This window comes from Henriciella aquimarina (assembly GCF_002088975.1).
Classification (GTDB): Bacteria; Pseudomonadota; Alphaproteobacteria; order Caulobacterales; family Hyphomonadaceae; genus Henriciella; species Henriciella aquimarina.
Genome location: NZ_NCST01000124.1, coordinates 13611 through 37474, shown reverse-complemented (window position 1 = coordinate 37474; position 23864 = coordinate 13611). Strand labels below are relative to the sequence as shown.

At 61.9% G+C, this 23864-nt stretch carries 32 protein-coding genes and 1 tRNA gene; 14 read left to right on the top strand and 19 right to left on the bottom strand.

Going from position 1 to position 23864, the window contains the following annotated elements; all coding sequences use genetic code 11:
- Positions 1–4: 4 nt before the first annotated feature.
- A complete protein-coding gene (gene tuf / locus B8784_RS19650) occupies positions 5–1195 on the bottom strand; it encodes an elongation factor Tu (protein ID WP_084398400.1) in 1191 nt (396 codons plus the stop codon).
- A 204-nt stretch (positions 1196–1399) separates the two neighbouring features.
- Between tuf and pgl the strand changes: the two genes are divergently transcribed.
- Both pgl and pgi read left to right on the top strand, forming a co-directional pair.
- The gene (gene pgl, locus B8784_RS19645) at positions 1400–2092 is read left to right on the top strand and encodes a 6-phosphogluconolactonase (protein WP_158085755.1); all 693 of its coding nucleotides are present in this window, start codon (positions 1400–1402) and stop codon (positions 2090–2092) included.
- Positions 2093–2112: 20 nt separating this feature from the next.
- Positions 2113–3666 (top strand): glucose-6-phosphate isomerase, encoded by a 1554-nt coding sequence (gene pgi / locus B8784_RS19640; RefSeq protein ID WP_084399795.1) that lies wholly within the window; start codon positions 2113–2115, stop codon positions 3664–3666.
- Positions 3667–3735: 69 nt separating this feature from the next.
- Here the strand turns inward: pgi and nusG are convergent, their stop codons facing one another.
- From nusG to B8784_RS19615, 5 genes are all read right to left on the bottom strand, one after another.
- Positions 3736–4281 (bottom strand): transcription termination/antitermination protein NusG, encoded by a 546-nt coding sequence (gene nusG / locus B8784_RS19635; protein ID WP_084399794.1) that lies wholly within the window; start codon positions 4279–4281, stop codon positions 3736–3738.
- A gap of 23 nt (positions 4282–4304) precedes the next feature.
- Complete coding sequence (gene secE / locus B8784_RS19630; protein ID WP_084399793.1) at positions 4305–4520, bottom strand: preprotein translocase subunit SecE; 216 nt, start codon at positions 4518–4520, stop codon at positions 4305–4307.
- A gap of 131 nt (positions 4521–4651) precedes the next feature.
- Positions 4652–5530 (bottom strand): SMP-30/gluconolactonase/LRE family protein, encoded by an 879-nt coding sequence (locus tag B8784_RS19625; RefSeq protein ID WP_084399792.1) that lies wholly within the window; start codon positions 5528–5530, stop codon positions 4652–4654.
- Positions 5531–5665: 135 nt separating this feature from the next.
- On the bottom strand, positions 5666–5866 hold the full coding sequence (locus tag B8784_RS19620) for a YqaE/Pmp3 family membrane protein (protein WP_084399791.1): 201 nt from the start codon (positions 5864–5866) through the stop codon (positions 5666–5668).
- A 75-nt stretch (positions 5867–5941) separates the two neighbouring features.
- Positions 5942–6115 carry a DUF1328 domain-containing protein gene (locus tag B8784_RS19615; protein ID WP_084399790.1) on the bottom strand — a complete coding sequence of 58 codons (174 nt, stop codon included), beginning with the start codon at positions 6113–6115 and terminating at the stop codon, positions 5942–5944.
- A gap of 152 nt (positions 6116–6267) precedes the next feature.
- Here B8784_RS19615 and B8784_RS19610 point away from each other — a divergent pair, with 152 nt between their 5' ends.
- Complete coding sequence (locus B8784_RS19610) at positions 6268–6414, top strand: entericidin A/B family lipoprotein (RefSeq protein ID WP_084399789.1); 147 nt, start codon at positions 6268–6270, stop codon at positions 6412–6414.
- A 110-nt stretch (positions 6415–6524) separates the two neighbouring features.
- Here the strand turns inward: B8784_RS19610 and B8784_RS19605 are convergent, their stop codons facing one another.
- Positions 6525–6779, bottom strand: a complete 255-nt coding sequence (locus tag B8784_RS19605) for a hypothetical protein (protein ID WP_143435640.1) — start codon at positions 6777–6779, stop codon at positions 6525–6527.
- 106 nt (positions 6780–6885) lie between these two features.
- Here B8784_RS19605 and B8784_RS19600 point away from each other — a divergent pair, with 106 nt between their 5' ends.
- From B8784_RS19600 to B8784_RS19590, 3 genes are read left to right on the top strand one after another with little or no spacing between them, the layout of a single operon-like run.
- A complete protein-coding gene (locus B8784_RS19600; protein WP_084399787.1) occupies positions 6886–7152 on the top strand; it encodes a DUF7218 family protein in 267 nt (88 codons plus the stop codon).
- Positions 7149–8003 (top strand): diacylglycerol/lipid kinase family protein, encoded by an 855-nt coding sequence (locus B8784_RS19595; protein WP_084399786.1) that lies wholly within the window; start codon positions 7149–7151, stop codon positions 8001–8003. The genes B8784_RS19600 and B8784_RS19595 overlap by 4 nt, the downstream gene beginning before the upstream one ends.
- The gene (locus tag B8784_RS19590; RefSeq protein WP_084399785.1) at positions 8000–8824 is read left to right on the top strand and encodes a metallophosphoesterase family protein; all 825 of its coding nucleotides are present in this window, start codon (positions 8000–8002) and stop codon (positions 8822–8824) included. The genes B8784_RS19595 and B8784_RS19590 overlap by 4 nt, the downstream gene beginning before the upstream one ends.
- Here the strand turns inward: B8784_RS19590 and B8784_RS19585 are convergent.
- From B8784_RS19585 to B8784_RS21450, 3 genes are read right to left on the bottom strand one after another with little or no spacing between them, the layout of a single operon-like run.
- The gene (locus B8784_RS19585) at positions 8821–10479 is read right to left on the bottom strand and encodes a sensor histidine kinase (protein ID WP_084399784.1); all 1659 of its coding nucleotides are present in this window, start codon (positions 10477–10479) and stop codon (positions 8821–8823) included. The genes B8784_RS19590 and B8784_RS19585 overlap by 4 nt on opposite strands.
- Before the next feature lie 40 nt (positions 10480–10519).
- Entirely contained in the window at positions 10520–11122 is a 603-nt protein-coding gene (locus B8784_RS19580) for a sigma-70 family RNA polymerase sigma factor (protein WP_084399783.1), read from the bottom strand.
- A gap of 8 nt (positions 11123–11130) precedes the next feature.
- Positions 11131–11298 carry a NepR family anti-sigma factor gene (locus B8784_RS21450; RefSeq protein WP_233356254.1) on the bottom strand — a complete coding sequence of 56 codons (168 nt, stop codon included), beginning with the start codon at positions 11296–11298 and terminating at the stop codon, positions 11131–11133.
- A gap of 165 nt (positions 11299–11463) precedes the next feature.
- Between B8784_RS21450 and B8784_RS19575 the strand changes: the two genes are divergently transcribed.
- Both B8784_RS19575 and B8784_RS19570 read left to right on the top strand, forming a co-directional pair.
- A complete protein-coding gene (locus B8784_RS19575; RefSeq protein ID WP_084399782.1) occupies positions 11464–12255 on the top strand; it encodes a response regulator in 792 nt (263 codons plus the stop codon).
- 50 nt (positions 12256–12305) lie between these two features.
- A complete protein-coding gene (locus B8784_RS19570) occupies positions 12306–13532 on the top strand; it encodes a Glu/Leu/Phe/Val family dehydrogenase (protein WP_084399781.1) in 1227 nt (408 codons plus the stop codon).
- A 7-nt stretch (positions 13533–13539) separates the two neighbouring features.
- On the opposite strand, the gene B8784_RS19565 is transcribed toward B8784_RS19570, so the two are convergent.
- From B8784_RS19565 to B8784_RS19555, 3 genes are read right to left on the bottom strand one after another with little or no spacing between them, the layout of a single operon-like run.
- Positions 13540–13764, bottom strand: coding sequence for a hypothetical protein (locus B8784_RS19565; RefSeq protein ID WP_084399780.1), 225 nt, complete (start codon positions 13762–13764; stop codon positions 13540–13542).
- Complete coding sequence (locus B8784_RS19560; protein WP_143435638.1) at positions 13754–14209, bottom strand: hypothetical protein; 456 nt, start codon at positions 14207–14209, stop codon at positions 13754–13756. The genes B8784_RS19565 and B8784_RS19560 overlap by 11 nt, the downstream gene beginning before the upstream one ends.
- A gap of 46 nt (positions 14210–14255) precedes the next feature.
- Entirely contained in the window at positions 14256–15026 is a 771-nt protein-coding gene (locus B8784_RS19555; protein WP_084399778.1) for a Crp/Fnr family transcriptional regulator, read from the bottom strand.
- Between the two features lie 127 nt (positions 15027–15153).
- Between B8784_RS19555 and B8784_RS19550 the strand changes: the two genes are divergently transcribed.
- The 4 genes from B8784_RS19550 to B8784_RS19535 all read left to right on the top strand — a co-directional run bounded on the left by B8784_RS19550 (position 15154) and on the right by B8784_RS19535 (position 17075).
- Entirely contained in the window at positions 15154–15489 is a 336-nt protein-coding gene (locus B8784_RS19550; protein ID WP_158085754.1) for a DUF883 family protein, read from the top strand.
- A gap of 24 nt (positions 15490–15513) precedes the next feature.
- A complete protein-coding gene (locus tag B8784_RS19545) occupies positions 15514–15897 on the top strand; it encodes a hypothetical protein (protein ID WP_233356253.1) in 384 nt (127 codons plus the stop codon).
- A 66-nt stretch (positions 15898–15963) separates the two neighbouring features.
- Complete coding sequence (locus B8784_RS19540; RefSeq protein ID WP_084399775.1) at positions 15964–16620, top strand: hypothetical protein; 657 nt, start codon at positions 15964–15966, stop codon at positions 16618–16620.
- A gap of 125 nt (positions 16621–16745) precedes the next feature.
- The gene (locus B8784_RS19535) at positions 16746–17075 is read left to right on the top strand and encodes a hypothetical protein (RefSeq protein WP_084399774.1); all 330 of its coding nucleotides are present in this window, start codon (positions 16746–16748) and stop codon (positions 17073–17075) included.
- Between the two features lie 13 nt (positions 17076–17088).
- Here the strand turns inward: B8784_RS19535 and B8784_RS19530 are convergent.
- A tRNA-Leu gene (locus B8784_RS19530) sits at positions 17089–17175 on the bottom strand.
- Between the two features lie 202 nt (positions 17176–17377).
- Here B8784_RS19530 and B8784_RS19525 point away from each other — a divergent pair.
- Positions 17378–18220: a S1/P1 nuclease gene (locus tag B8784_RS19525; RefSeq protein WP_084399773.1), complete on the top strand. Its 843-nt coding sequence runs from the start codon at positions 17378–17380 to the stop codon at positions 18218–18220.
- Between the two features lie 7 nt (positions 18221–18227).
- On the opposite strand, the gene B8784_RS19520 is transcribed toward B8784_RS19525, so the two are convergent.
- The 3 genes from B8784_RS19520 to B8784_RS19510 all read right to left on the bottom strand — a co-directional run bounded on the left by B8784_RS19520 (position 18228) and on the right by B8784_RS19510 (position 20759).
- Positions 18228–19439: an acetyl-CoA C-acetyltransferase gene (locus tag B8784_RS19520; RefSeq protein ID WP_084399772.1), complete on the bottom strand. Its 1212-nt coding sequence runs from the start codon at positions 19437–19439 to the stop codon at positions 18228–18230.
- A 118-nt stretch (positions 19440–19557) separates the two neighbouring features.
- Positions 19558–19896: a hypothetical protein gene (locus B8784_RS19515; RefSeq protein ID WP_084399771.1), complete on the bottom strand. Its 339-nt coding sequence runs from the start codon at positions 19894–19896 to the stop codon at positions 19558–19560.
- A gap of 86 nt (positions 19897–19982) precedes the next feature.
- Positions 19983–20759 (bottom strand): enoyl-CoA hydratase, encoded by a 777-nt coding sequence (locus B8784_RS19510; RefSeq protein WP_084399770.1) that lies wholly within the window; start codon positions 20757–20759, stop codon positions 19983–19985.
- 81 nt (positions 20760–20840) lie between these two features.
- Here B8784_RS19510 and B8784_RS19505 point away from each other — a divergent pair, with 81 nt between their 5' ends.
- Positions 20841–22517, top strand: coding sequence for an FAD-dependent oxidoreductase (locus B8784_RS19505; protein ID WP_084399769.1), 1677 nt, complete (start codon positions 20841–20843; stop codon positions 22515–22517).
- Here the strand turns inward: B8784_RS19505 and B8784_RS19500 are convergent.
- On the bottom strand, positions 22514–23020 hold the full coding sequence (locus B8784_RS19500; protein ID WP_084399768.1) for a hypothetical protein: 507 nt from the start codon (positions 23018–23020) through the stop codon (positions 22514–22516). The genes B8784_RS19505 and B8784_RS19500 overlap by 4 nt on opposite strands.
- Positions 23017–23790 carry a competence/damage-inducible protein A gene (locus tag B8784_RS19495; protein ID WP_084399767.1) on the bottom strand — a complete coding sequence of 258 codons (774 nt, stop codon included), beginning with the start codon at positions 23788–23790 and terminating at the stop codon, positions 23017–23019. The genes B8784_RS19500 and B8784_RS19495 overlap by 4 nt, the downstream gene beginning before the upstream one ends.
- Positions 23791–23864: the final 74 nt, after the last annotated feature.

Sequence of the window (23864 nt, the reverse complement as noted above, 5' to 3'; positions counted from 1 at the left end):
TGTCTTACTCTTTCACCGCCGAGACGACGCCGGCGCCGACGGTACGGCCGCCTTCGCGGATGGCGAAGCGCAGGCCCTGGTCCATCGCGATCGGCGTGATCAGCTCGACGTCCATTTTGACGTTGTCGCCCGGAAGAACCATTTCCTTGTCCGCCGGAAGCGTGACAACACCCGTCACGTCCGTCGTCCGGAAGTAGAATTGCGGACGATAGTTCGTGAAGAACGGCGTGTGACGGCCACCCTCTTCCTTCGTCAGGATGTAGGCCTCGGCCTCGAACTTCGCGTGCGGCGTGATCGAACCCGGCTTGCAGAGAACCTGGCCGCGCTCCACGCCTTCACGGTCGATGCCGCGGATCAGCGCGCCGATATTGTCGCCGGCCTGACCCTGGTCGAGCAGCTTGCGGAACATTTCCACGCCCGTCACCGTCGTCTTCTGCGTGTCGCGGATACCCACGATCTCGACTTCGTCACCAACCTTGATGATGCCCGTCTCGACGCGGCCCGTCACAACCGTCCCGCGGCCCGAAATGGAGAACACGTCTTCCACCGGCATCAGGAACGGCTTGTCCAGCGGACGCTCAGGGGTCGGGATGTACTCATCCACAGCCGCCATCAGCTCCAGGACCTTGTTCTTGCCGATCTCCTCGTCACGGCCTTCGACCGCCGCCAGCGCAGACCCGGCAATGATCGGGATCTCGTCGCCCGGGAAGTCGTACTCGTTGAGCAGCTCGCGGACTTCCATCTCGACCAGTTCCAGAAGCTCCGGATCGTCGACCTGGTCGACCTTGTTCAGGAACACCACGATCGCCGGAACGCCAACCTGGCGCGCCAGCAGAAGGTGCTCGCGCGTCTGCGGCATCGGGCCGTCAGCCGCGTTCACAACCAGGATCGCCCCATCCATCTGCGCGGCACCCGTGATCATGTTCTTCACATAGTCGGCGTGGCCCGGGCAGTCGACGTGCGCATAGTGGCGCGCTTCGGTCTCATACTCCACGTGCGCGGTGTTGATCGTGATCCCGCGTGCCTTCTCTTCCGGCGCGTTGTCGATGTCCTCATACGACTTCGACTCACCGCCCCAGCTCTCGTGAAGCACCAGCGTGATCGCCGCCGTCAGCGTCGTCTTGCCGTGGTCAACGTGTCCAATCGTACCAATGTTTACGTGCGGCTTGCTCCGCTCAAACTTTGCCTTGGCCATAGATGGCTTCCTCTTAGCTAACTGTCCGGCCCGCCGGACAAACTTATGTTCCTCATACAGCGGGCCTTTGATTCCCGTTGAAGCGGGCGACATACACACGCGCGCGCGAGCTTTCAAGCTTCCATAGCAATTGACGCGCAGGCCGATGCTGCACTCTTGACAGGACAGGGCCCCACGTGTCCCTGCACTTTCATGGCTAGCGCAATGGAATTCCACGCTTTCGGCAACAAAGAGACCTTTGAAACCGAAGCCGCCGACTGGATCGAAGCCCGCCTGGCAGACGCCCTGTCACGGCGCGGCAAGGCAACGCTCTTCTGCTCTGGCGGATCGACGCCGGGCCCCATCTACGAGTCGCTGTCAGCCGTCGATCTCGACTGGGCCAACATCACCGTCGGCCTGGCTGACGAACGCTGGGTGGACGAAACCCACGATGAGTCCAATGCCGCCTTGGTGCGCTCGACACTGCTGCAGAACAAGGCCGCCAAGGCCCCCTTCCTGCCGATGAAGACCGACAGCGAGACCGCCTTCGGCGCAGAGACCGAGCTGGAAAAGATCTATGGCGGCCCGTCCAATGTCATCGATGTCCTGGTGCTCGGCATGGGCCAGGATGGCCATACCCTCTCCTGGTTCGCCAATGCCAAGGGGCTGGGCGCGGCCACCGATCCGGGCAACATCCTGTCTGTGGCCCCTATCAACGCGCCGAAATCGAAAGTGACCGGTCCGGTGACCGAACGCATGACGCTCACCTATCCGGTCGTTGCCCGCGCACGCAGCATCATCCTGCTTCTGTCTGGCGACCGGAAAAAATCCGTTTTCGAGTCGGCCAATCCGGCGCATCCTGTTTCACAGATGCGCAAGGCTGCCGGTAAGGCGCTTGCTGTCTTCTACCGTTCCTGAAGCCACACGAGGCGTCCAACATGGCTCTGAAACACCATGCCGACCGGCTGAAAGCCGCTTCCCTGCAGGACCTGAGCAAGGCCCGCACCGACCGGCCCGCGCTTGATGCCCCCGGCTGGTCAGTGGACCTGACCCGACACTATCTCGATGCCGACACCGAAGCCGAGCTGGCCGAGACGGCCGCAAGGAAGGACCTGGCCGGCGCCATCGAGCGGCTGTTCGATGCGGCTATCGTTAACCCGTCGGAAGGCCGGGCCGCCCTGCACTGGGCCCTTCGCGCGCCAGCACCGACGCACGAGTCGACGAAAGCGGTGCGCCAGACGGCCCTCGATGCCGAGGTGCTGGCCGAGCAGATCGCCAGGGGCGAGAAGACCAGCTCTGCCGGCAAACCCTTCAAGGCGATCGTGCATATCGGGATTGGCGGCTCGGACTTCGGCCCACGCCTGATCGCGGACGCGTTTCACGACAAGCGCCATGCCGGGATGGAGCTGCGCTACTGCGCCAATCTCGATCCGCTTGACCTGAGCCTGGCCGTGGACGGCCTCGACCCGGCCGAAACCCTGGTGGTCGGCGTGTCGAAATCCTTCGGCACCGAAGAAACCCTCTACAATCTTGGGCGCGCCCGCACCTGGCTGAAGGCGTCTGTCGGCGACGGCTGGGCCCAGCATTTCGTGCTCGTGACCGCCAACCCGCCACGCGCCAAGGCCTGGCTCGACGGCGCCGACGGCCTCATCCTCGACCTGCCGGAAACGATTGGCGGGCGCTATTCGATCTGGTCGGCCGGCTCTGTCGCCTGCTCCATCGCGCTGAAAAGCGATGTCATGGCGGACTTCCGCCAGGGCGCCGCCGATATGGATGCGCATGTGGCCAGCGCTCCGCTTGGCGAGAACCTGGCTGTGCGCCTCGCCCTGCTCGACTACTGGAACAGCTCTTTCATGGGGTTTGGCGCGCGCGCCTTGCTCGCCTATTCGCGGCGCCTGCGCCTGCTGCCGGCCTATCTGCAGCAGCTCGAAATGGAATCGAACGGCAAATCGGTCGGCCCGGATGGCGAGGCCGTCGATCTGGCGACGACCCCGCTGCTCTGGGGCGGCGAAGGCACGATCGGTCAGCACTCCTACCATCAGTGGCTGCACCAAAGCCCAACCGTCATGCCGGCCGAATTCATCCTCGCCCCCGGCTCACGCGAGGATACCGAAGGGGTGACAGGCCTCACCGCGCACGCGCTGGCCCAGGCCGAGGTGCTTGCCAATGGCCGCACGCTGGACGAGGTGCGCGCCGAAGAGCCGGAACTGCCGATGGAAATCGCCGCGCAGAAAGTCCATGCCGGCGGGCGGCCCTCGACGCTTTTCCAGGCGCCGGTGCTGGATGCCTACCGTCTCGGCAGCCTGATCGCCCTGTTCGAGCACCGCACCTATCTGGCCGGCGTGCTCTGGGGCGTGAACAGCTTCGACCAGTGGGGCGTGGAGCGCGGCAAGACCATGGCCGGGCGGCTGAAACCAGCCCTGGATGGCGAGACCACGGCCGACGACCCCGTCACCGCCAAGCTGATTGCCGGGATCCGCACCGCACACTGAGACGGCGGGCAAGAAAAAAGCCCTCCGGACGAACCGGAGGGCTTTCTGAACCTGGCGGGCTGAGACCAATCAGCTGATCTTGTCGACCTGGCCGTAATCGAGATCGACCGGCGTGGCCCGTCCGAAAATCGAGACCGAGACCTTGAGGCGGTGATTGGCTTCGTCGATTTCCTCGACACCGCCCTCGAAGCCCTGGAAGGCGCCTTCATTGACGCGCACCTGTTCGCCGATCTCGAAGGAGACCTGCGGACGCGGGCGTTCGGACGCCGGCTCGTCGGCCGTCCCGAGAATACGCTCGACCTCGCGCTGCGGAACCGGCAGCGGCTTCTTGCCGCCTTCCGCACCGAGGAAACCGGAGACTTTCGGGGTGTCGCGCACGAGGTGATAGACGTCGTCGGTCAGCTGCGCCTTCATCAGGACATAGCCCGGGAAGTAGCGCTTCTCGACGGTCTTCTTCTTGCCGCGGACAACCTCGACGACTTCTTCGGTTGGAACCTCGATCTCTTCGATGAGCTCAGACAGGTGCTTCAGCTCCGCCTGATCGCGGATGGCCTGGGCGACCTTCTTCTCGAAGTTCGAATATGCGTGAACGATATACCATTTGGCCTCGGCCATGTGCGGGGCACTCCTTGAAAATTCTATGCGCCGAGACCCGTGATCAAGCGGATCGCGACAGCGATGACCTGATCGGCCAGGAAGAGGAACAGCGCGACGATGATCGACATGATGACGACCATGATCGTGGCCTGAACCGTTTCGCTCGGTGAGGTCCAGGTGACCTTGCGGCCCTCAGCCTCGACCTGACGAAAGAAGGTCACCGGATCCACGCTTTTCTTCTTGTCCTTATCGGCCATCAAATAAATCCTGAAAGTCGGGGGTGTAGCGGGCTTGCCCGTATTCGGCAACGCCATACTCCGCATTGAGCACAATGTGAAGGCATGTGGGTGCAGGAAGTCGTCGCGACAAGCAGCCAGCCCTTAAACCATCAGCGCCCGGACCAGTCCATGGGCGCGAGGCCCGGGACCTCTGTTTCCATGGCAAAAAGGCTGCCAGCGAAGGGCTGGGCGTCCATCTGGAAGGCGGTCAGCCCGGTCCGCGCGGTCGTGATGTAGAGCGTCTTCAGGTCCTTGCCGCCGAAACAGCAGCCGGTCGGGCGCACGGTCGGCAGTTTGACGACCCGGTCCACCGCCCCGTCCGGACGGTAGCGTACGATCCGCCCGCCATCCCATTCGGCATTCCAGAGACACCCTTCGGAATCGACAGCCGAGCCATCGGGATAGCCTGCCCCGGCACTGGTGGTCGCGAAGACGCGCCGGTTGCTGAGGCCGTGTTTGCCGTCATGATCGAAGGAATGGATCTCCTGCTCCGTCACATCGCAGGTGTAGAACGTCCCGCCATCGGGCGAGAAGCAGGCGCTTGAGGGAATAATGACCGTAGGCAGGGAGAGGCGCTCCAGCGCGCGATCCGGGGCCAGGCGGTACCAGGCGCTGCGCGCATCGGCTTCATCGCCATCCATCGTTGCCAGCCAGAAGCTGGCATCGGGGGCGATTCCCCCCGCATTGATCTTGTTTTCGCTTGGCTCCCCCTCGAGGAAGACAAGCTGGGTGTATTCCTCCGTCGCCGGGTCGAAGAACCCGATCTCGAGATCGCCTGCCATGAGAAGCTCGCCCCTGGCAAGGGCAATGACGCTCGCCTTCAGCGGCAAGTCATAACGGCGGGCATTGCCCGTTTTGGGATTGTAGCGATGCAGCTTGGCGCGTTTCGGATCGACCCACCAGAGCAGGCCTTCCGAAGGGCTCCAGACAGGGCTCTGTCCAAGCAGGCAACTTGTCGGCGCGACGCATTGGGGCTGGTAAAGGCTCATGCGATCTCCTTAAGGCCTGTGACACCACAAAAAAAGCCAGCCTGACAATCAGGCTGGCCTGGGCCGTAAGGCGATTTCGTCATCAATGCATGAAAATTTTGCTCGCCAGCAGCCGATTTCGGCAAGGGTTCGGCATCAGGGCGCCGGTCGAGCCGCCAGCCAGATGGCATGAACAAGACCCGGCACATAGCCGAGAATGGTCAGCAGGATATTGATGAGGAACTGCGTGCCGATCCCGCGCGAAAGCGCAACGCCGAGCGGCGGCAGCAAAATTGAGAGAATGATGATCAGGATCTGGCTTCCGGATGCGGGGCCAGCATTGGTTTCGGTCGTCATGGACATCCTCCTTGATGTGCAAACGGGGTGGCGCCTGAAGACGACCACCCCGTCAGAATTGTTCCGTCACGATCCCTATAGGACGCTTCGGCCTCGTATGGCGCGAGCCACAAAGCTTAGCACCAGCAGTGCGAGGAAAACGAAGAACAGAATCTGGGCGATACTGGCCGAGGCGCCAGCGATGCCGCCAAACCCGAAGATTGCGGCAATGATCGCCAGGACGAAGAATGTAAGTGCCCAACCAAGCATGATGATCTCCTTCCAGTTGGCATTTGTTATTCGGCCTTTCGCCGATGTCACAACAACGGGGGAATGAGATCGACGGTTCCGCAAATAATTTCAGGAACAAAGACTCTCAGGCGGCGTTACGTCTGTCCTGTTCACACAGAGAGGATTTACCAATGAAAAAGAGCCCACTGCTTATCGCCGGTCTTGGTCTTCTGGCCTTCATGACCTCCGCTTGCAACACCGTTGAAGGTGCCGGTCAGGACGTTGAGGCAACCGGTGAAGAGATTGAAGAAACGGCAGAAGAAGCAGGCGCTTCCTGAGCGAGCTGACTGCTACAAATTTCCGAGAAACGCGGCCTTTGACGAGGCCGCGTTTTTTATGTGCAAACTCATGGAAAGTGAACGCCCTTGAGAGCCATGGCCGGGCTTGTTCAGGCCGGGTCCTGGCGCTTTTCCTGCGGGATATATGTCAGCAGATAGACGGCCGGCTTCATCGACGCTTTCACGGCTTTTCGCTTGCCGGTCAGCAGACATCGCCAGAAGGCGATTCCGAACATGCCGATGGCGGCAAACAACACATCGAGCCTCGAAAGGCCGCCGAGCTTGCGGAACACCACACCAAGATCCCCGAGCGGGCCAACCGCGGGATGATAGTTTGGTTTATGAGTGCTTAGTGTCCGTGCCATCGCGAGGATTTACGCATCAAAGAATGGCCGGTTCCCAGCCCCGGAACGGTTTTTCTGTGGCGGCGTTCTCTTTCTGACGTAATTTTGCGCATTGGAGATAACCAATATGGCAAAGGATCACGGTGCATCCATCAAGGATGACGAGACCTATCAGGCCCTGCGGGATGACGGCTATTCGAAGGAAACGGCCGCCCGCATTGCCAATGCCCGGGCCAACTCGAATCAGCATCCCTCCAAAAAGGGTGGCAAGGCGCCGCCTTATGAAGACTGGACCAAGGATGAGCTGTACGAACGGGCCGCAGAACTGGATATTGAGGGACGATCGGACATGACGAAGGATGAATTGATCGCCGCCTTGCGGGACAAACGATGAGTCTTGCTGTCCTGATCAACCCGCGTTCCGGTAGTGTCCCGGCCGACGCCGAGGAGAAACTTCGCACCCTGCTCGACGAACTGAGCGAGCCGTGCGAGATCACCTGGCTCGACAAGGAGGATATCTGCACGCCGATTGATGCCTGTTTCGCAACGGCACCCGATGCAGTCATCGTCTGGGGCGGTGATGGAACCGTGGCATGTGCGCTGGAACGGGCCGGTGAAGACGGTCCGCCCATCCTGCCCCTGCCCGGCGGGACGATGAACCTCTTTCACAAGCAGATCCATGGCGGCCCATGCGACTGGGACGAATGCCTGCGCCGCGGCTTGACGGAAGGCCGTCTGATCGACGTTCCCGCCGGCTGTGCCGGAGACCGGCGTTTCTATGTCGCGGCCATGGCCGGCAATCTGACCGACCTGGCCGGACCGCGCGAAGCGCTGCGCGAGGGCCACGTCCTGGAAGCCATCGAACGCCTGTCCGGCAGCGACATGCTCGACATGTCGACCGGCATGTCCTTTACCGCAGCCGATTCCGACGGCCGCCCGCAGGATGGCTATGCCACCGCGGCCGCGATTTTCGTGGGGCCGCAGGATCAGTCGGACTTCGAATTCGCCTATATCAATCCCGACAATTCGATCGAACTTGTTGCGGCCGGCGTGGGCGCCCTCTTCTCCGACTGGCGCCAGGCGACCGGTGTGACGACCCTGCACGTCAATGATGTGCGGCTGAGCCACCAGAGAGGCTATGAACTGCGCGTGACCTTGGATGGAGAGCCGGTCCGCCTTAAGTCAGGCACGAGATTTCATCGTATTGCAAAAGCGGGGCGGGCCATTTCCGCCCAATGTGAATGACCAGACTCATCCAGCTTGCAGACATCCATTTCGGAACCGAGAACCCGGTCGCGCTTGAAGCCTTCGAGGCCGCGCTTGATGGCATCGTTCCCGATGCCCTGGCCGTGTGCGGCGACCTGACCCAGCGCGGCAAGCGCTCGGAATTCGAGGCCGCACGCGACTGGCTCGACGGGTTCGACATGCCGAAACTGGTCGTGCCCGGCAATCACGATACGCCGCTTCTCAATCTTTATGAGCGTGTCGTCTCGCCCTTCGAGCGGCATGAGCGCTATTTCAGCGACATGGCGGACCCGGTTGAGCTTGATGGCGCGATCCTGACAGGCATCAATACTTCACGCGGCTGGCAGACACGGCGCAACTGGGCGGAAGGCTCGGTCAATCTGGAAGACCTGGAAGATGCGATTGCCGGCACCGAAGCCGCCGCACGGGCAGGCAAGACCGTCTTCATGATCTGCCACCACCCTTTCCTCTCACCGCCGGATGCGCCGATGCGGACCGCCACGCGCCGGGGCCGGCGCGCCAGCCGCCGGCTTGCACAAAGCCCGGCCGGCTTCCTGCTGACCGGTCACGTCCATACGCCCTCGGTCACGGTCGTCGATGACAGGGATCAAGCCTATATCGCCGTCTCGGCCGGGACGCTCTCGACGCGGATCCGCACGAGCCCGGCCAGCTTCAACCTGATCGACCTCACCAACGGGCAATGCCAGGTCAGCGTCTACAAGCTGCATGGTGACCGGTTCGTCCCGGAGAAGCCCCACATTCTCGCACCGGAACTGGCCCAGCCCGAGAAGCACGTCGCTTCAATGGCCGAACAGCCCTAGAAATTCGTCGTCTTCTTCTTCGGGGGATCGCTCGGCATACGCAGCTCGACATGAAACCCTTCGCCGGGCTTTGACGTGATATCGATCTTGCCGCGCAGCTGCTTGGCGAAGGCGGACATCAGACGCGAGCCAAGGCCCGTGGACGAGCTGTCGGCCTCTTCCTCGAAATCAGCCCCGGCGCCGTCATCGATAACATCCAGAACGATGTCGTCACCATCCTCGTACAGCCGGACCGTGATCACCCCGCCATCTTCGTCGAAAGCGTACTTGGTGGCGTTCGTCACCGCTTCGAGAATGAACAGCGCGATGGGAATGGCGTCGTCGGCGGGACGGTCGATCTCGTCGATCTCGCTGTCGATGCGCACCCCGGTTTCATCCATGCCCAGCGCGCCGGCCAGGTGCGAAAGAAGCGCTTCGAGGAAGGGCTGCATATGCACCGTTTCCAGCCGCTCATGCTGGTAAAGCGTCTGGTGGACAATGGAGAGGGCATCGATGCGGTGGCGGGCGGCGGAAATCACTTCCCGTGCGGCCGGGTCGGCCACCTGACGACGCTGGAGATTGAGGAAGCTGGCCACGATCTGGAGGTTGTTTTTCACCCGGTGGTGAATTTCCTTCACAGCGGCGTCCCGCGTGGCAATCGCCGCGCGCAGGGACGCGTCGCGTTCCGAAATCCGGTTGGCCATCCGGTCGAAGCTGTAGGCAAAGTCCGAGATTTCATCGGGCGCGTTCTCGAACTCGTTGCCGATGCGGAAATTATAGTGCCCTTCCCCATAGATCAGGGCGAGACGCCGCAACCGGGCCAGCCATTTCAGGACGAGCCCGTCGACGGCGAGCCAGGCCGCAATCAGGGCCAGGGTGAAAGACAGCAGCGGAATGCCGACCGATTCGATCGGTTCCAGCGTGAACTCACTGAACAGGCCTGGCGATGGCCGGGAAATGATCGCATACATCCGGTCATCGACGATGGAGCGCACGACAATATCGAGCGATCCCATCCGTTCGGTGTTCGAGACAAAGAGGACACCATCCTCATCACCGGTCGACTCGGCAATCCAGTCACGGCTGACACCGACCAGACGCGCACTGCCGAAAACCTGGCCATCCCCGTCGGACAGGGCGAGCTCCACGTCTTCCGGAAGATTGGTCAGCCGGATGGTACGCACGAGCTGGTCTGTCTTCAGCGGGAAGGCAACGGCACCGGCAAATTCGCCATTCTCATCCTCCACCCGCCGCAGGACCGAAAACAGCCATGTCTGGCTTCTCGGCCCGAAAAAGGCATCGGTGCGCACGGTCGTTGCCCCGGCCTTGACCTCGGCAAAGGCCGCAGGCTGGGCCACTTGTCCGCTCGCCTCACCAAGGGCGGTACATGTAACCTCGCCATCGGCGTCGAAAGCAGCGACATTTGAAAGCTGCGGAATGCGCGGCGAGAGGGTTTCGAAAACGCCCCGGCACTCGCCATCCACCACATTCGGCAAGTAGATCTGTTGCAGGGTGTCGACCGTGGAGAGGATCTGCTCGATCTCGTCAATCGCACGGTCCGCGATCTCGATCAGTTCGTTGCGGCGGTCGGCCAACGAATCCTGCGCGTTGAGGTACGACCGGAAGCCGGCAAACATCAGAATAGGCGTCAGGGCGGCTGCGATCGTGAAAAGCAATCGCAGCCGCAATGAGCCCCGTCTGGGTTTTTCAGTTGTTTCAGGCGCCTGCCGGGATGTCACGCGATAGCTCGTCAGCCTGTCTCATGATGTCGTCGAAAGCTTCCGACGCCCTCAGCTTGTCATCACCGGAGAAACCCGCCTCATTGCTCTCGAGAACTTCGAGAAGTGCCTTGCGGGCACGGCTGACGCGGCTCTTGATCGTGCCGACGGCACAGCCGCAGATTTCTGCGGTTTCCTCATAGGAAAGACCACCGGCCCCGACGAGAATAAGCGCCTCGCGCTGATCTTCCGGCAGGGAGCCCAGACCGTTCCGCAGCGCCAGAAGGTCAAGCGCCGAAGAGGAATTGTCATTGGCCACCAGCGTCGCTTCCGCCACTTCGGGGTCGAGCTGCTGACGGCGCCAGCTGCGGCGCTTTTCCGAATAGAAAAGATTGCGCAGGATCGTGAAGGCCCAAGCCTTCAGATTTGTGCCCGCCTGATAGCTTTCACGGGCCTTCCACGCTTTCAGCATGGCTTCCTGTGCAAGATCGTCGGCCGCTGTCGGATTGCCACAGAGACTGCGGGCAAATGCGCGGAGGTGCGGAATGAGATCAGCGAGTTCTGTCTTGAACGCCTGATCGTCGAGGGTCGGCTTGGTCAAAACAGTCTCTATTTCTTGCTGGATTTGTCGGCTTGCTCGAGCAGGTTCAGGAACTCATCCGGAACGGGCTCACTCGTAACGTCATCATAAATCCGGCGAAGCTGATCACCGATACGCTTCTGGCGCACCTTGCGCGAACGCTCGATGTCTTTATCCGGCTTGGATTCCTTACTCATATTAGTCGCTTTGTAGCTCATGGATCCCCAAACAAATGTCACTTGTTTGGCCAATTAAAGCCGATTCAGGCAGAAAGTTCCAAAGAGATGGAATTTTTCTGCAGCCCCTTGCAACCTTTCTGAAGCGAACAAGTTATTGGTGTAATGTAATCAGCGAGGGAAATAATGAGTCTTGTTGAGCAATTTGGTCCGCATTTGCCGTACCTGCGCCGTTACGCGCGTGCCCTGACGGGCAGCCAGGAAAGCGGCGACTCCTACATCAGGGCATCGCTCACTGCCCTTGCCGAAGATCCAAGCCAGGTCAGTGAGGAACTGCCTCCGCGCCAGGCCCTGTATCGCTTCTTTCATGTGATCTGGGGCAGCACAGGGGCACGTCTCGAACGCCCCGATGGCGGGTCGGCATCGCCCGAAACCCGGCTTCAGGCGCTCGCTCCGGTTGAGCGCCAGGCCTTCCTGCTGACCGCCCTCGAGGGTTTTCAGGTCAGTGAGGCCGCGACGATCCTCGGCAAGACGGTGCAGCAAGTCGAGGAACTGATCGCGAAGGCGCACACGGATATTGAATCGACCCTGTCGACCAAGGTCCTGATCATCGAGGACGAGCCGATCATCGCGGCAGATCTCGAGAGCCTGGTCGAGGAACTGGGCCATGAAGTCACCGGCAATGCCACGACGCATACCGAGGCTGTCGCAATGGCCAAGGCCAATCCACCCGGCCTTGTCCTCTGCGACATTCAGCTGGCCGACAATTCGTCCGGCATCGATGCCGCGCATGACATTCTCGAAGAGCTGGATGTGCCGATCATCTTCATCACGGCCTTCCCGGAACGCCTGCTCACCGGCGAGCGTCCGGAGCCGACCTATCTGATCCCCAAGCCTTTCCAGGAAAATACCGTAAAGGCAGCGATCGGACAGGCGCTTTTCTTCCATTCGCCTGAGCGCACTGTCGCGGCCGAATAGGCTTCTGGAACCGGTCTTCCCGTCCGGCGTTGCTGGACGGGAAGACCATCATGACCAGCTTACTCGATCAATCCGTATCCAGACTGGATCTTGCTGTCGAAGCCGATCCCGATCTCAAGCCTATCCGGCGGCTTCTGTCCCTGCCGCATGAGCTTGTCGAACGGGAACTGACGCTCAAGCGCGACAGCGGCAAGCTGCAGTATGCTCGCGCCTGGCGCTGCCGCTACAATGCGCTGAAAGGCCCGACCAAGGGTGGTGTCCGTTTCGCGCCGAATACGTCGTCGGAAGAGGTCAAACGCCTCGGCTTCCTGATGACGTTGAAGTGCGCCCTTCTGGACCTGCCCTTCGGCGGCGCGAAAGGTGCCGTCAAGATTGAACCGGGCAGCCTCTCGACCAAGGAACGCTACCAGCTCGCCGAAGCCTATGGCGAGCTTTTTTCAGACATGCTGCGCCCCGATCAAGATGTAGCCGCACCAGATGTCGCGACCTCATCGGAAGACATGGAAGCCATGCTGGCGGGCCTCGAACACTATGCCAACGGTGACGCGCGCGGTGCCATCACCGGCAAGCCTGAGGACATGGGCGGCCTGGCCCTGCGCAAGGGCGCCACGGGCCGCGGGGCCGTCGTCGTTCTGGACCGTCTGGCCGATGATTATGGGATCGAGCTCGATGGCTGCCGGATCGCCGTGCAGGGGATCGGCAAGGCGGGCCTGCAATTCGCCGAAAGTGCGGCGAAGGCAGGCGCCTGCATTGTTGCCATGGCCGACAGCACGGGGACGATCCGCGATGAAGACGGGCTGGATATCGATGAGGTCGGCGAGGCCAAGGCGGATGGAACCCTCGATTATACCGACGAGTCCGACGCCATTCTCTCGACAGATGCAGACATTCTCTGCCTGGCCGCCATTTCCGACACAGTCTCTGCCGGGAATGCGCCGGACCTGAATTGCCGTATCATTCTGGAAATCGCCAATGCCGCGGTGAACCCGGATGCCGATGACATCCTCCGCAACCGCGATATCCAGGTCGGGCCCGACATCCTGTTCAATGCCGGCGGCGTGACAGCCTCCTATCTGGAATGGCTGAGTTTCCGCAAAGGCGCGAAAAACCCGGTCAATGACATCCATGCGCTATGGCGCGACCGGCTGGTCACCACGGCTGACGCGATCGCGGCGACAGTCGAGGAATGCGAGCAGGACTGGCGGCTGGCCGCCCTGCTCTATGCCTTGCGGGATCTCAATGCGATTGCCGAGGCGCAGGGCCTCTTCGAAGCCTGATCAGCGGCTAATTCGCCTGCTTGTTCTCGCCCGCCCTGGGTTTCCCGCCCGTGCGGACATGATCGACCTCCGACCCGTCCTCACTCTGGGCGCGCGCGTCTTCCTCGCTGGCGGCATCGCAGTCGGCCAGCGAGTTGAATGCGTCGACGAGCTCTTCATCGGCCTGTCCGACATCTATTGTTTTGAGCTTGTCCTTGAGTGCGCTTCGAGAACCAGATTGTTCACGACCCATCTTGTGAAGTCCTGTCTATTTCCAGTTTTGTCATAGCCTCGCCCAAGGCATGTTCCAGCACGCTGGGCGGACGTCCGGAGAGGATCGCCCCAGCCTTCGGTGTCATGTTCTCAACCAGCAGAAGGGCGATCGCAACGCGTTCCACATAGGAAAGGCTGTTGACCCGCTCGCTCAGGGTTCCGCCGGGTTTGGCGCCCCTGTTCAGAAGGACGACCACACCCTTCCTGTGAACGGCGTCATCGAAAGCGTCAAAGCCGAGCTTGAAGATATCCTTGCCGGAGATGTCAGAGGTCGCGTCGAAAGCCTTGCGGGCCTGGGTAAAAGCGTCTTCCAGAATACCGTCGGCCAGCTTCTGGTCCCCGGTCAGAATCAGGCCCATGCGCCGGATACGGCGCAGCAGGGATTCGCGGCTAGAGGCCAGTGTATGTGGTTCGTGTATGTGCATCGTTTCAGATGCAGATAACCGTTAAACCACAGGGGCGGTTCCCATATTAATCTGCATCAACCCCGCGGCCAGTGTAGATCGGATTGGCGGCTTTCGGGTTGAGAAGATTGAGTTTTTTGAGGTGCAAATAGTCCATATCGAAGAGCGAGAGACGCGCTAGGCGCTCCCGGTCTTCCAGCGTGATCGCCCCCTTCTCCTCGGTGATCAGACCTGACCGGCGCATGGCCGACATGGTCCGTGAAACATGGACAGGCGTCAGCCCCAGCGCATCGGCAATGTCGGCCCGGGTCAGCGGCATGGTCAGCCGGTCGATATCCTCACCGGTCGCGCCGACATAGCGCCGGTGAAGCTCCAGCAGCAGGTGGCCGATCCGCTCACGCGCGGAACGCCGCCCGATGCGGACAATCTGCTCGCGCAGGATCGATTCCTCCTGAACGGCTGACCACCAGAAGGCAGACGCCAGATGCCCGGAATGCTTCAGCATGTCGATAAAGGGCTCGGACGGGATCGCCGAGACATGACACTCCGTCACCGCGGTCACGGAATGGTCCGCCGTTAGATCCGCCAGGGCCTGAAGGTCGAAGACGTCCCCCGGCAGCATGAAATTCACGATCTGGCGGCGCCCATCCTCCAGCAGGCGATAGCGCAACGCCCAGCCCGACTGCAGGATGAAGACCTGCTGGGCCGGTTCGCCCGCCCGGATCAGGTCCTTGCCCGCTTCATAGACCGTGTCCTGACGCTCAAGGGTGTCAAAGACCGTCCACGCATCATTTTCCAGCTGGACATATTGAGCCAGTCGTCTCTTGAACACTGTCATCTCCTACACAAAGCGGGAGCCCCAATCGTGGTTCCTGATTTTTCCGACCCCTTCGGCCTGACCATGGAACATGGATGCCCCTACCCTCGTTAATGGGGTGTAGTAATTCATGCCAGGAGACACAACTATGGCGACGAAAACAACGACCAATGGTACCAATGAGGCCACCTCGGCGGCAGCCAAGGCAGCTTCTAACGATTACGATGCCCTCAAGCACGATATCGCGCAGCTGCGTGACGATCTGCAATCCCTTGCCAACAATTCCGGGCAATATCTGAAGGGCCGTTCCAGCGCCGAATTCGACAAGAATCTCGAGCGCGGCCGGGAATATGCCACGAAGGCCGGTGAACGCGCTTCCAGCGCCAAGGATTATGTCGAGACGAAGGTCCGTCAAAATCCGCTTGCGTCCGTGGGTATTGCCTTTGGCACCGGTGTGCTGCTGGCAGCATTGCGCCGGAAATAGGCCGACCCAATGGATGTAGCCAAAATGCGATTGCTCGCAGGTGCCGGCGCGGCCTTCTTCGGTCTCGCCGGTACAACTGCGCTCACCGTTGCCGGTGTGATTGCCCTTGTCCCTGTCATAGGGCTGCTATGGGCAACCGTGACGGCTGGGTGTGTTCTGCTTGCCATCGGGCTGACCTGTGTTTTCATTTTCCTGAAGCCCGGCAAACCGACCGAAGTGGAGCTTGACCAGTTCGAGCACGCAACAGCCGACATGCTGGCCGACCTGCCCTTCGATGCCATTGCGTCGCTGGCGGAACGCCGGCCGATTGCAGCAGCCTCCATGGCGCTGGCCGCGGGCTATATGGTGGTCAGCCACCCCGACCAGGTCGGCAAGAGCTTGCAAAAATTGGTCGATGAACTGATTTAGTGGGGAGATGCTTCATCTCCGATTCGACAGATCCGGTCTGATGCCAGCCCTCCCATGGAGGGTCATATGCTGAGAAGTGCGTTTCTGTTCGTATCGGCGCTGACCACAGGCGTCACAATTGGCCGAAAGGTCATCTCCGGCGCGATCAATCGCAAGAAACAGTCGATCATTCACCGCGCAGCCGAAGAAGCCCGCGAGCGGCTGCGCGGACATGCGGAAGCCTATCTCCGCCACAACATCACGCAGTTCGTCCAGTCGGTTTTCGTCAAGGCGCTGCTGCTGGTTCTGGCCTGGTTTGGCTACCGTCTCGGGCTTTACCCCCATATCGCCTTCTCGATCAGCATCGCGGTGCTGATCGCCGGCTTCCTGCTCCGGGACGCCATCGTCGTCTTTCCGACCTTGCGGCTGGTTCTGACCAAGCTGCACGATTATGGCTGGCGCCCGCGAAAGGCTGTCGGTGAAGTTGTCGCCGCACAGGTGTTCGAGCAGGTCCTCGACGAGGCCGAGGATTTCGAGCCGGGCCGCACGACGAAAATCATGCTTGCCCTTGGCGGGCACAAGATGGACGATCTCACCCAGGAGATTGCCCGCGAGGTTGCCGAGATCTCCCGCGATACCAGCTGGCACGATCTGCGCCCCTTCATGCTGGCCGCGGCCGGCAAGTTCATTACACTTTCGGCGCTCTACTCGGTCTTCGTTTTCATCCTCGTGCACACCGGATGATTCGATCCGGGTGTGGCAAGACCGCAACATCTTAAAAAGTGTTAAAATTTGCCCGCCCAGACGGGAACAAGTCCGGCATGGTGGCGTTTTCTGTTGTAACTTTCGCAGAAACGGGGAGAAACCCCATGACAGTTTCGAAAACGATCATCTCCGCACTGGCCGGCCTGACCATCATGACGGGCGCGGCTGCCGCTCAGGAGGTGCAACTCACCTCCGCAGAGCAGAAAACCGTAACCGACGCCTGCCGTGTCGGCCTGCCGCTCATCCCCGTGGAATCGGACTTCGGTCACGCAACCGGCGATTATGCCCTGCCCCTTTCCGAAGATAATGGTGAAGTGCATTCCGCCCTGATCGTCAGCGAAACGGACCTGCGCAAGATCCCCGAGTGCAAGGCTGAAATCGACAATGCCATCGCCGGGCGCGAGGACGAAAACGCCGACAATCGCGTCTCGTAAACCGCTGAACATGTGGTGCGGGCGGCCGGGCTTGAACCGGCAAGGCCATACGGCCGAGGGATTTTAAGTCCCTTGCGTTTACCAATTTCGCCACGCCCGCTGACGCCCCGATGCCTGCAATGAGACGAGCAGCCATCCATGCCCCCTCTCCTCGCCTCGCCCGGGAACCGATGGAATACAGGTGAAAGCGTAATCAGCACAAGGCCCGAAATGGCGCGTCGCCGGCGGCGCCTGCTGCAGCTATTGCGTAGACCTGACATATTCGCCCGCTATTGAAGATAATCTCTGTGCAAGTGACGAGGATGATCTTCATGGGCAATCGACTGTTTCGCGTGGGCCTTTCGGCTTTGGTACTGGTCCTGACGGCAAGCGCGCCTGCAATCGCCTGGGACAAGACAGGCCATCGCGTCATAGGCGAAATTGCGGCACGCCACCTATCCCCAGAAGCGAAAGCCGCTGTCGAAGACATTCTCGGCCCGGAAGGCCTCGCGGAGGCCTCGACTTGGCCGGACTTCATGCGCTCCAGCCCGGAGCCGTTCTGGCAGGACGAGGCTTATCCTTGGCACTATGTCACCATCCCTGACGGGCAGACCTATGAGACCGCCGAGATCCCGGAGGAAGGTGACGCCATTACCGCCCTGGCCAACTTCCGCGAGATCCTGCTCGACGCCTCCGCAAGCCGGGAAGACAAACAGCGCGCCCTGCGCTTCGTCGTCCACATTGTCGGCGACCTGCAGCAGCCGCTACATGCCGGGAACGGCACCGACCGTGGCGGGAACGATGTCATGGTCTCCTTTTTCGACACTCTCACCAATCTCCACTCCGTCTGGGACATGGAGATCATCGACCGGCAGAAACTCTCCTACACCGAATGGACAGACTGGCTGGACGCGAAGATCAGCCCCGAAGACATCGCGAAATGGTCGGCCTCATCGCCGGCCGACTGGGCCGATGAGAGCGCCGCCATCCGCGACGGCATCTATCCGCCAGAGAATGACCGCGACCTGTCCTATGGCTATGTCTACGACCATCTCGGCACCATCCGGGGCCGCCTCTCAAAGGGCGGCATCCGGCTCGCCGCCTATCTGAACGCGGTTTTTGCCGAAACCACAGCGCCTTCAGGTGAGGGTAACGACCAGCCTTGATGCTCGGCTAGGTCACGCGCTCGAAGACCGCCGCGAGCCCCTGGCCGCCACCAATGCACATGGTTTCCAGCCCATAGCGCGCCTCGCGCCGCTCCATCTCGTTGAGCATGGTCGTCAGGATCCGCACGCCCGTACAGCCCACCGGATGGCCGAGCGAGATGCCGGAGCCATTGACGTTCAGCCGCTCATAATCCTCGTCCTCGAAGCCGAGCGCCTTGGTGCAGGCGAGCACCTGCGCGGCGAAGGCCTCGTTCAGCTCGATCACATCGATGTCGGACAGTTTGAGCCCGGCCCGGTCCATCGCCTTCTGGCTGGACGGCACAGGCCCGATCCCCATGACTTCGGGCCCGACCCCGGCCACCGACCAGGAGACCAGCCGCGCCAGCGGTTTCAGGCCATATTTGTCGGCGGCCTCGCGTGTGCAGACGATGCAGGCCGCCGCCCCATCATTCTGGCCGGAGGCGTTGCCCGCCGTGACCGTGGCCTCCGGATCCTTCTTGCCGAAGATGGCGCGCAGGGTGGACAGTTTCTCGAGGCTGGAATCCGGACGGATATGCTCATCCTCGGAGACGATCGTATCGCCCTTCCGGCCCTTGATCGTATAGGGCACGATTTCCTCGGCGAACTTGCCGCTCTTTTGCGCGGCGGCTGCCTTCATGTGGGAGTTGTAGGCGAATTCGTCCTGAGCCTCACGCGAGATGTCATAATCGCGGCGAAGGTTCTCCGCCGTCTCGATCATCCCGCCCGGCACAGGGTGGTTCTTGCCGCCGGCGGTATAGCGCCCGCGCGTCAGGCCGTCGTGCAGCATCAGGCCGTCGCCCTTGATGGTCCAGCGCATATGCGTGGAAAAGAAAGGCGCGTTCGACATACTTTCGGCACCACCGGCAATCATCACATCGCTGGCCCCGGTGGCGATCTGCATGATGGCGTAGATCACCCCCTGCAGGCCCGAGCCACAGCGCCGGTCGATCTGGATACCCGCCGTGCCCGTCGTAAGACCGGCATCGAGCGCGACGACGCGGCCCAGCGCCGGGGCCTCCATGGACGGATAGCATTGCGCGAAAACACTGTCCTCGACTGCCTCGGCCGGCAGCTTTGTCCGCGCCATCAGCTCCTTGACGACATGCGAGGCGAGATCGTGCGCCTGCACATCCCGGAAGCTTCCGCCAAAGCCGCCGACAGGCGTGCGAAGCGGGGAACAGATAACGACGTCTCTCATGGCGGGCCCTCCTGCGGTGAATAGAGTGAGTTACACTCAACTCCGACCGTCATGACAAGGCCCTCAGCATGGCTGGAAGGCCATGCCGCGGGGGCAAGCAGACGCCTCTTCGAGGTGTCTATTGTGGATTCGTCGGCTCGCTCGCGGTCTCGCCTTCCTCCTCGGAAGGCTCAGCCCCCGGCACATATGGCTCGATCGCCGTCTTCGAGGCCGTACTGCCTGGATGACGCAATTGCTTCTGGCGAAGCTTCTCACGCAGCTCCTGCTCGCGGTCCACACCGGCGCGGAGATCGTCGATCGCCGTGCGCGGGCCGAAACGCCCCTCTGAGGTGAAGGAGGAATCGACCTCCGAACTGTAGGCGCCGGTGGCACCATCCTCATTGCTGGTCGCAATCTGCGCCGTCGCCGGCAGGGCGAGAGCCGCAAGGGCGAAGGGGATAAGTGATCGGCAGGTCATGGCTGGCTCCAACGTTCTGTTGTCAAATAAACGCAGAGCACAGCATCCGGGTTGCCTCCACGCCCGTCTTCCTATCCTAGCGGAAATCAGCCCTGTTGTCCCCTGCCCCTCTGTGTGACCGACTGGCGCGCCGCCTCGACACTTTCCGCCGTCACGCCGGCGGCGTGCTCGGCGGACCGTTTGACCTCCATTTTCATGGCATCGCCGAACGGTATGGCGAAGCCCTCATCGATGACCTGCTTGTAGTTCTTCAGCATGTTCGCGTCGCAACTGGCCATATCATGGCCGAGCTGGATGGCCGCCGGCAGCAGCTCATCGGGCGCGTAGACGCGATTGACCAGGCCCCAGCGTTCCGCGGTCTCGGCATCGAGGAAGTTGCCGGTGAAAGAGAGCTCCTTTGCCCGGCTGATCCCGATGAGGCGCGAGAGCTTCTGGCTCAGCCCCCAGCCCGGCATGATGCCGACGCGGGCATGGGTATCGGCAAACTTCGCACTCTCCGAGGCGAGCAGCACGTCGCACATCAGGGCGAGCTCGAAGCCGCCGGTGATCGCAAAGCCGTTAATGGCGCCGATAATCGGCCACGGAAAGGCGGCGAGCCCCTTGCCGAGGTCGATCTCACCACCGTCGGCGCCCAGCGCGAAACCGGTCTGGCCTGCTTCCTTGAGGTCGACGCCGGCCGTAAAGGCCCGTCCAGCGCCCGTCAGCACAACAGCGCGCACCGTGTCGTCCTCGGCAAGTTCCTGGAACGTCTTCACGATCTCGCGGCGCAGCGCCCGGCTCAACGCATTCAGCGCATCGGGACGGTTGAGGGTCACGATGGCGACAGGCCCGTCGCGTTCGACGAGGACAATTGAATCGGACATGTGGCGTTCCTCCGGAAGTCTGCCTATTTTCTCTTGCGCCAGATTAAGCCTGCTGGCGCAGCGTCATCCAAGAGGCAATCTATGACAAAACCGCCGGCCAATGTGAATTATACGTTCAGCGATGCCGAGCTGGAACAGCTCATGGCGTACGGCCGCGTGCGCCATCACTTGCCGGGCGACCCGCTCATTGCCGAAGGTGACGCCAAGGCCGACTGCCTCGTAACCCTCTCGGGCTTCACCAATATCCTGGTCGAAACTGCCGAGGGCGAGAAGCGGGTGGGCTGGATGGAACGCGGCCAGTTCGCCGGCGACATCACCGTGCTGACCGGACAGGCCTCCCTCTCGCGGGTGGAGATGGGCGAGGAAGGCGACGTCCTGCACATTCGCCATGACGCCTTCCAGCGCCTGCTGGTCGAGAACTCCGCCCTTTCCGACATCTTCGTGCGCACACTCACGGCCCGGCGCGCCTTTGCGCATGAAGCCCAGCATGGCTCGGTCATCGTCATCGGCGATGCGCATGACCGGAATGTCTTTGCCGCGCGCGACCTGTTGGCGAAGCACATGGTGCCGCACCGCTGGCTCGACCCCATAAAGGATCCGCTGGCCTGGCCGATCCTGAAAGCCCGCGAAATCACCGAGGACGACCTGCCTGTCGTCATTCGCGGGCGGTCCCGCCTCCTATCGCGGCCAAGCATTGCCGAGCTTTCGGAGGCCTTCGGGCTGGACCTGCTGCCGGATGGCAGTACGGCCGATGTGATCGTGGTGGGCGCTGGCCCGGCCGGTCTTGCCGCGTCGGTTTATGCCGCCTCGGAGGGGCTCAGCGTGCTCACCCTCGATTCCGAAGGCCCCGGCGGACAGGCCGGCACCTCTTCCAAGATCGAGAACTATCTGGGCTTTCCCATGGGCGTTTCGGGCCGCGAGCTGGCCGCGCGGGCAGCGATCCAGGCCCAGAAGTTCGGCGCCCGCATCGCCGCGCCCGCCAAGGCCACCGGCCTCGACCGGGATGGCGAGGGCTATTGCATCACGCTGCAGGATGGCCGCCGGCTGCGCTCACGCGCCGTTGTCATCGCCACGGGCGCGCAGTACCGCCGCCTGCCCATTCCGGGGCTGGAGCGCTATGAAGGCCGCGGGATCTATTACGGCGCCACTGCGATGGAAGCCCAGCTCTGTACGGGCCAGGAAGTCTCGATTGTCGGCGCCGGCAACTCCGCCGGCCAGGGCGCGGTGTTTCTCAGCCAGACGGCGAAGGCCGTCCATGTCCTCTATCGCCGGGCGGACATTCGCCAGACCATGTCTGAATATCTTGTCCGCCGCCTCGAAGAGACGCCGAACATTCACCTGCATCCCTCAAGTGAAATCGCGGCCCTCCACGGCATAGACGGCGCCAGCCCGAGCGAGGACCGGCTGGTCGAAATGACTTTCCTCAACAACCAGACCGAGGAAAGCGGGCAGCTTAAAACGCCCTTTGTCTTCCTCTTCATCGGGGCCGCTCCGTTCACCGACTGGCTGCCGCCGCATATGAGCTGCGACGAGAAGGGCTTCGTCAAAACGGGCACGGATCTCGCCAATATCGACCTGGTGCGCGCGAGCTGGCTGCTGGAGCGGATGCCGACGCGCTATGAGACCAGCTGGCCACGTGTCTATGCCGTGGGCGATGTGCGGATCGGATCGGTCAAGCGCGTCGCCTCAAGCGTCGGGGAAGGCTCGGTTGTTGTCAGTGACATTCATCGGGCGCTGGCGGAGACGGCAGAAGCCTAGCTCCCCCGTCCACGCCGTATGCCCCAGCGGGCCAGCGCAAAGAGGACAAGACCGAATGCCAGAAGCCCGGCAACCGTGAACAGGCCGAACTTGACCGGCGTCAGGAGGCTCTTCAGGCCGAGCAGGTCGGCCGTGCCCGAAAGGGCCAGTGCCTGCACCGTGTTCTCGGCCAGATCGGCCACCACAGTCAGCAGTGCCGGCAGCATGACCCAGCCTTTCCAGCGCTGAGGCGCGAACCGCCCGGAAAGGCCCGCCAGGAAAGCGCCATAGAAAATCGGATAGGCCGTATCGTTCAGCACCGTGCCCCAGAAGTGCGCGGTCCGCTGCACGGCCGTCATCTCGGCCAGACGGGCCTCTGCCGCCGGGCCTGACCAGATCATGTCGAGCAAGGGCCCGTCGATGAGTTTCTGGACAGGCGAAAAGCTGATCCCCACGATCACCATGGCAAGGCCGGACGCGATGATGACAGGCGTCCGGGTGAGCCATGGCACGAGGGACGTCATGACGCCTCGCCTTCGAGAAGCTCGCTTTCGCGGCCAGCCTCGCTGACCAGCGCGACGAGCCGTTCGCCCGCGGTCTTGAGCTTGTCCTGATCGGTCGAGCGCGCGATCAGCGCCACCCCATGATCGGTGACCGAGCGAAACCAGGGATATGAGCCGAGACTGACGCCATCGAGTTCCTCATTCAGGGCGGAAAGCTGCTCGGCGATGTCGCCTTCCCGCAAGCCGGAGGAGCGCACAGTTATGCTGCGCACCACTTCGCCATGCTCAAGCCGGTGGCCGACATCCTGCAGCATACCCTGTACGATGGACGGCACGCCGGCGAGCGTGAAGACATTGCCAGTCTGGAAGCCGGGTGCCCCGGAGACGGGGTTTTCGATCAGGCTCGCCCCGTGCGGAATGCGGGCCATGCGCTGGCGGGCCTCGGTGAATTCGGTGCCCATCTTGTCATAGCGCGCCTGCAGGTCGGTGAAGACCTCAGGATGATGGCCAATCCCGACACCGAAGGCCGCTGCAATGGCATCGGCGGTAATGTCGTCATGGGTCGGACCGATGCCGCCCGTCGTGAAGACGTAGCTATAAGCGCTCCGCAAGGCGTTGACCGCTTCGACAATGCAATCCTGTTCGTCGGGAACGATACGCACCTCCCTGACCGGAATACCAAGCGGGGCAAGATAGCCGGCAATCTGCTGGACATTGATATCGCGCGTGCGCCCGGAAAGAAGCTCGTCGCCGATGAGGCAGACAGCGGCAGTGACAGGTGTCTTGGTCATGGCCGGAAAATAGACTCCCTACCCTGCTCTGCAAGCATTTCCCGACTTCAACCGATCTTCCGGCCACCGCCCGG